The sequence below is a fragment of the Pseudomonas sp. P5_A2_2 genome, from assembly GCF_054177685.1.
The window spans coordinates 1-6,189 of sequence record NZ_JBGCUL010000222.1 but is presented as its reverse complement, the minus strand read 5'-3'; the positions used below and the strand labels follow the sequence as shown (position 1 = coordinate 6,189).

The window sequence follows — 6,189 nt, the reverse complement described above, 5'->3', positions numbered from 1 at the left end:
GAACACGCCGAAGCGGCTCGGTTCGATTGGCGCGTTCAACGACGCGGACAAGGCCAGGGCCAGTACGTCGCGGGTCTGGGCCGGGTCGATGACACCGTCGTCCCACAGGCGCGCGCTGGAATAGTAGGGGTGACCCTGCTCTTCGTACTGGTCGAGGATCGGTTGCTTGATCTCGGCTTCCTGCTCGGCGCTGAAACCCTGGCCGCTGCGTTCGGCCTGCTCACGCTTGACCTGCACCAGTACGCCGGCCGCCTGTTCGGCACCCATCACGCCAATACGCGCATTCGGCCACATCCACAAAAAGCGCGGGTCGTAGGCGCGACCGCACATGCCGTAGTTACCGGCACCGAAACTGCCGCCGATGATCACGGTGAACTTCGGCACCTTGGCGCAGGCCACGGCGGTCACCAGTTTCGCGCCGTGCTTGGCGATGCCGCCAGCTTCGTATTTCTGGCCGACCATGAAGCCGGTGATGTTCTGCAGGAACAGCAGCGGGATGCCGCGCTGGCACGCCAGTTCGATGAAGTGCGCGCCTTTCTGCGCCGCTTCAGCGAACAGGATGCCGTTGTTGGCGAGGATCGCGATCGGGTAACCGTGCAGGTAAGCAAAACCGCAGACCAGCGTTGTCCCGAACAGCGCCTTGAATTCGTCGAATACCGATCCGTCCACCAACCGCGCAATCACTTCGCGCACGTCGAACGGTTGCTTGGCGTCGGCCGGGACCACGCCGTACAGCTCGTCGCTGCTGTAGAGCGGGGCGATCGGAGTGCGTTGCTGAACCTCACCTTGCTTGCGCCAGTTGAGGTTGGCGACGCTGCGGCGGGCGAGTGCGAGTGCGTGCTCATCGCTCTCGGCGTAATGGTCGGCCACTCCGGAAATCTTGCAGTGCACATCGGCCCCGCCGAGATCTTCGGCGCTGACCACTTCACCGGTCGCGGCTTTCACCAGCGGCGGGCCGGCGAGAAAGATCGTTGCCTGTTCGCGGACCATGATTGCTTCGTCGGCCATCGCCGGTACATAGGCGCCGCCAGCGGTGCAGGAACCCATGACCACGGCAATCTGCGGAATGCCCATGGCGCTCATGTTGGCCTGGTTGAAGAAAATTCGCCCGAAGTGCTCGCGGTCCGGGAACACTTCATCCTGGCGCGGCAGGTTGGCGCCGCCCGAGTCCACCAGGTAGATGCACGGCAGACGGTTCTGTTGGGCGATGGTCTGGGCACGCAGGTGTTTTTTCACCGTCAGTGGGTAATACGAGCCACCTTTTACCGTGGCGTCGTTGGCGACGATCATGCATTCGACGCCCTCCACTCGGCCGATCCCGGCAATCACGCCAGCGGCAGGGACGTCTTCGCCGTACACCTCGTACGCCGCCAGTTGGCTAATCTCCAAAAATGGCGAACCCGGATCGAGCAAGCGGTTAATGCGCTCGCGAGGCAGCAGTTTGCCCCGCGAGGTGTGGCGTTCCTGAGCCTTCGGGCCACCACCTTGCGCCACTTGGGCGAGCAGGGTGTGCAGGGCGTCGACTTGTTTGAGCATCGCCGCGCTGTTGGTGGCGAACTCCGCTGAACGGGGGTTGAGCTGGGTATGCAGGGTAGCCATGGGCAGCTCCGTTTAGCGGGTTTCGTTGAACAGTTCGCGACCGATCAGCATGCGACGGATCTCACTGGTGCCCGCGCCGATTTCGTACAGCTTGGCGTCACGCAACAGACGGCCGGCCGGGAATTCATTGATGTAGCCGTTGCCACCGAGAATCTGGATCGCGTCGAGGGCCATTTGCGTGGCGCGTTCGGCGCTGTAGAGGATCACGCCGGCGGCGTCCTTGCGCGTGGTTTCGCCGCGCTCGCAAGCCTGGGCCACGGCGTACAGGTAGGCGCGGCTGGCGTTGAGTTGGGTGTACATGTCAGCGACCTTGCCCTGGATCAGCTGGAATTCGCCGATGCTTTGGCCGAACTGCTTGCGGTCGTGGATGTACGGCACGATCAGGTCCATGCACGCCTGCATGATCCCGGTCGGGCCACCGGAGAGCACGACGCGCTCATAGTCGAGGCCGCTCATCAGCACTTTCACGCCGCCGTTGAGCACGCCGAGGATGTTTTCTTCCGGCACTTCGACGTCATCGAAAAACAGTTCGCAGGTGTTCGAACCGCGCATGCCCAGCTTGTCGAACTTGTTGCTGCGGCTGAAGCCTTTCCAGTCGCGTTCGACGATGAAGGCGGTGATGCCGTGGGGGCCCTTTTCCAGATCGGTCTTGGCGTAGATCACGTAGGTGTTGGCGTCCGGACCATTGGTGATCCAGGTCTTGCTGCCGTTGAGCACGTAATGATCGCCGCGCTTGTCGGCGCGCAGCTTCATCGAGACCACGTCGGAGCCGGCGTTCGGTTCGCTCATGGCCAATGCGCCGATGTGCTCGCCGCTGATCAGCTTGGGCAGGTATTTGGTTTTCTGTTCGTGGTTGCCATTGCGATTGATCTGGTTGACGCACAGGTTGGAGTGGGCGCCGTAGGACAACGCCACCGAGGCCGAGCCACGGCTGATTTCTTCCATGGCCACCACGTGGGCCAGGTAACCCAGGCCGGCACCGCCGTACTCTTCCGGCACGGTAATGCCCAGCAGGCCCATGTCGCCGAATTTGCGCCACAGGTCGGCGGGGAACAGGTTGTCGATGTCGATCTGAGCGGCGCGCGGGGCGATCTCCTTGGCGACGAAGGACTGAACCTGATCGCGCAGCATGTCGATGGTTTCACCGAGGGCAAAGTTCAGGGATGGATAGCTCATGGGTCACCTTTTGGCTTTTTTATCGGTTGGTGAGACTGTCAATGGGTTCTCACCTTTACGTTAACGTAAGCCTGTGATGAATGGCTGTCAATCACCCTTTACGTTAACGTCAACTTGAGCGAGAGTAGAGCCAGTTCAAGATAGAACGCGGACCACGCCTGTGGCACCGCCGGTAGCCCATAAATAAAGACAATAGGGGTCGTCATGGATCAAACCAGTGCAAGCCCGCAACGCAGTTATACCCGCGGTTCCCAGGACAAAGCCTTACTGGCGATGACCATCGGCCAGGCTTTCGACAACACGGTCGCGCAATACCCGGACGGGGAGGCGCTGGTGGTGCGTCATCAACAGCTGCGTTACACCTGGCGGCAATTGGCAGAGGTCGCGGACCTGCACGCCAGAGCACTGCTGGCGCTRGGGCTGCAAGCCGGGGACCGCCTTGGCATCTGGGCACCGAACTGTGCGCAGTGGTGCATCAGTCAGATTGCCACCGCGAAAATCGGCGTGATCCTGGTCAACATCAACCCCGCCTATCGCAGTTCCGAACTGGAATACGTGTTGAAGCAATCCGGCTGCCAATGGCTTGTGTGTGCCGGGGCCTTCAAGTCCTCGGACTATCACGCGATGCTGCAAGGCCTGGTGCCGGAACTGGCCGGGCAATCCATCGGCAAACTGCACAGCGAGCGGCTGCCGGAGTTGCGTGGTGTCATCAGCCTGGATGCACAACCACCGTCAGGGTTCCTGCCATGGTCGCAACTGGCCGATCTGGCGGGCAGCGTCACGGTCGAGCAACTGCATGAGCGTCAGGACAGCCTGCACTTCGATCAGCCGGTGAATATCCAGTACACCTCCGGCACCACCGGTTTCCCCAAGGGCGCGACCCTCAGTCACTACAACATTCTCAACAACGGTTACATGGTCGGCGAAAGCCTGGGCCTGACGGCGGCCGATCGGCTGGTGATCCCGGTGCCGCTGTATCACTGCTTCGGCATGGTCATGGGCAACCTCGGCTGCATCACCCATGGCAGCACGATGATTTATCCAAACGATGCATTCGATCCGTTACTGACCCTAGGCACCGTCGCGGAAGAAAAAGCCACGGCGCTATACGGCGTGCCGACCATGTTCATCGCCGTGCTCGATCAGCCTCAGCGTGCCGGGTTCGACCTGTCGAGCCTGCGCACCGGGATCATGGCGGGCGCGACCTGTCCTATCGAGGTGATGCGCCGGGTCATCAGCGAAATGCACATGAGCGAAGTGCAGATTGCCTACGGCATGACGGAAACCAGTCCGGTGTCATTGCAGACCGGTCCTTCAGATGACCTGGAGCTGCGCGTAACCACCGTCGGTCGTACCCAGCCGCAGCTGGAAAGCAAGATCATTGACGAGGCGGGCAACCTGGTACCGCGCGGCACCATCGGTGAGCTGTGCACCCGCGGTTACAGCGTGATGCTGGGTTACTGGAACAACCCTGAAGGCACGGCGCAAGCCATCGATCAGGCCGGCTGGATGCACACCGGTGACCTGGCGAGCATGAACGATGAGGGCTACGTGTGCATTGCCGGGCGCAACAAGGACATGATCATCCGCGGCGGTGAGAACATTTACCMGCGGGAGCTGGAGGAATTTTTCTTCACTCATCCGGCCGTTGCGGATGTTCAGGTGATCGGTATTCCTTGCTCGCGTTACGGCGAAGAGATCGTCGCCTGGATCAAGTTCCACCCCGGCCACAGCGCCACCGAGCAAGAGCTGCAAGCCTGGTGCAAGGAGCGCATCGCGCACTTCAAGACGCCGCGTTACTTCAAGTTCGTCGAGGAGTTTCCGATGACCGTGACCGGCAAGATCCAGAAATTCCGGATGCGCGAGATCAGTATTGAGGAATTGCGCAACAAGCAGGGTTGATGCGTAACCCTGAGGGAGCGGGCTTGCCCGCGATGACGGCAGCACATTCAACATGGATGTTGGCTGACCCACCGCTATCGCGAGCAAGCTCGCTCCCACAGGGGGCGGTGGTGGAAACACAAATGCCAGACAGCACAAAGGGGAGCCGAAGCTCCCCTTTAATTTTGTTGCGCGTGCTCTTTTTTTATTATTGAGGGTCGGTCTGTTGTTGTTTTTGGCAACCGTTGCCCTTTACCGCTGTTTTTGGCGATCCCCATCCGGGATCAAGAGCAAACGTATTTTTTTGAGCGCTGATCTACTTTCTCGCTGAGCGATCCAACCGAATCGGGAGCTACCTGAAGGTAGTTTTATTATTCTCTGCCCGGTTGCGGGTAACTCCGAAAAGCACCCTGAAAAGCACATCTTCTCCAAAAAAATCTGTTAGCTGCGTCTCTGCCGTGTTGTTTTTGTTATGTCAGAGTCGTTACGTCTTGTTTTTATTAGGTTTGCCGCAATTTTTTTATTCTTGTTGTGCGATAGATATAGCAGGAGCCATGCCAACTTTTTAAAAGCCTTTAAAATCAACGGTTTGGAGATTTTCAGAGTTTTACGCTTCAGGCAAAACCCTACATTTTGTTTCCGTGTTACTCGCTTGCGCCCACGTTTGAGTCCGTGCGGTAACACCCGGACACACTCAGCGCACTCACTGTGCGCTGCGGGCCTTGGCCACGCGGGAACCGGTAGGGCGACCCAGTACGGTACAAATCTGTTGACCGGCAACCATCAAGGCGTCGAGGTCGATTCCGGTGTCGATGCCCAGGCCGTTGAGCAGGTAAACCACGTCCTCGGTCGCGACGTTACCGCTGGCGCCCTTGGCATAGGGGCAGCCGCCGAGACCTGCGATGGAGCTGTCGAACACCGAGATGCCTTCCAGCAGGCTGGCGTAGATGTTGGCCACAGCCTGACCATAGGTGTCGTGGAAGTGTCCGGCGAGTTTTTCCCGGGGCACATCCTTTGCTACCGTTTCAAACATCTTGCGGGTTGCGCCGGCGGTGCCGGTGCCGATGGTGTCCCCCAGCGAGACCTCATAGCAGCCCATGGCATAGAGCTCGCGAGCGACTACGGCGACTTGTTCCGGGGCGACGTTACCTTCATAGGGGCAGCCCAGCACACAGGAAACATAACCGCGCACGGTCACCCCGTGTTGTCTGGCAGCGTCCATGATCGGTGCGAAACGCTCCAGGCTTTCGCTGATCGAGCAATTGATGTTGCGTTGGGAAAACGCCTCTGAAGCCGCGGCGAACACGGCCACTTCCTTGACCCCGGCGGCGAGGGCGTCTTCGAAACCGCGCAGGTTGGGAGCGAGCGCGCCGTAGACCACGCCCGGCTTGCGCTGGATCTGCGCGAAGACCTCGGCGGAGCCGGCCATCTGCGGCACCCACTTGGGCGACACGAAACTGCCGACTTCTATATAGCCGAGCCCGGCTGCGGTCAGTGCATCGACCAGTTGTACCTTGTCGGTAACACTGATGG

The 6,189-nt window shown here is 60.1% G+C and carries 4 protein-coding genes; 1 reads left to right on the top strand and 3 read right to left on the bottom strand.

Going from position 1 to position 6,189, the window contains the following annotated elements:
- Together ACXRVY_RS14565 and ACXRVY_RS14560 are read right to left on the bottom strand one after the other, a co-directional pair.
- Window positions 1-1,599 (bottom strand): carboxyl transferase domain-containing protein (locus tag ACXRVY_RS14565; RefSeq protein WP_458237641.1); only part of this gene is annotated, 1,599 nt, incomplete at its 3' end.
- A 12-nt stretch (window positions 1,600-1,611) separates the two neighbouring features.
- Window positions 1,612-2,775, bottom strand: a complete 1,164-nt coding sequence (locus tag ACXRVY_RS14560) for an isovaleryl-CoA dehydrogenase (RefSeq protein ID WP_108219085.1) — start codon at window positions 2,773-2,775, stop codon at window positions 1,612-1,614.
- 204 nt (window positions 2,776-2,979) lie between these two features.
- Between ACXRVY_RS14560 and ACXRVY_RS14555 the strand changes: the two genes are divergently transcribed.
- Window positions 2,980-4,677, top strand: coding sequence for an AMP-binding protein (locus tag ACXRVY_RS14555; RefSeq protein WP_458237640.1), 1,698 nt, complete (start codon window positions 2,980-2,982; stop codon window positions 4,675-4,677).
- A 682-nt stretch (window positions 4,678-5,359) separates the two neighbouring features.
- Here ACXRVY_RS14555 and ACXRVY_RS14550 read toward each other — a convergent pair.
- On the bottom strand, window positions 5,360-6,189 hold an 830-nt coding region (locus ACXRVY_RS14550; RefSeq protein ID WP_458237639.1), incomplete at its 5' end, for a hydroxymethylglutaryl-CoA lyase.

What these genes read in the sequence shown, in the direction of transcription:
- ACXRVY_RS14560 (WP_108219085.1), bottom strand. Translation starts at nt 2,775, where the DNA reads ATGAGCTATCCATCCCTGAACTTTGCCCTCGGTGAAACCATCGACATG.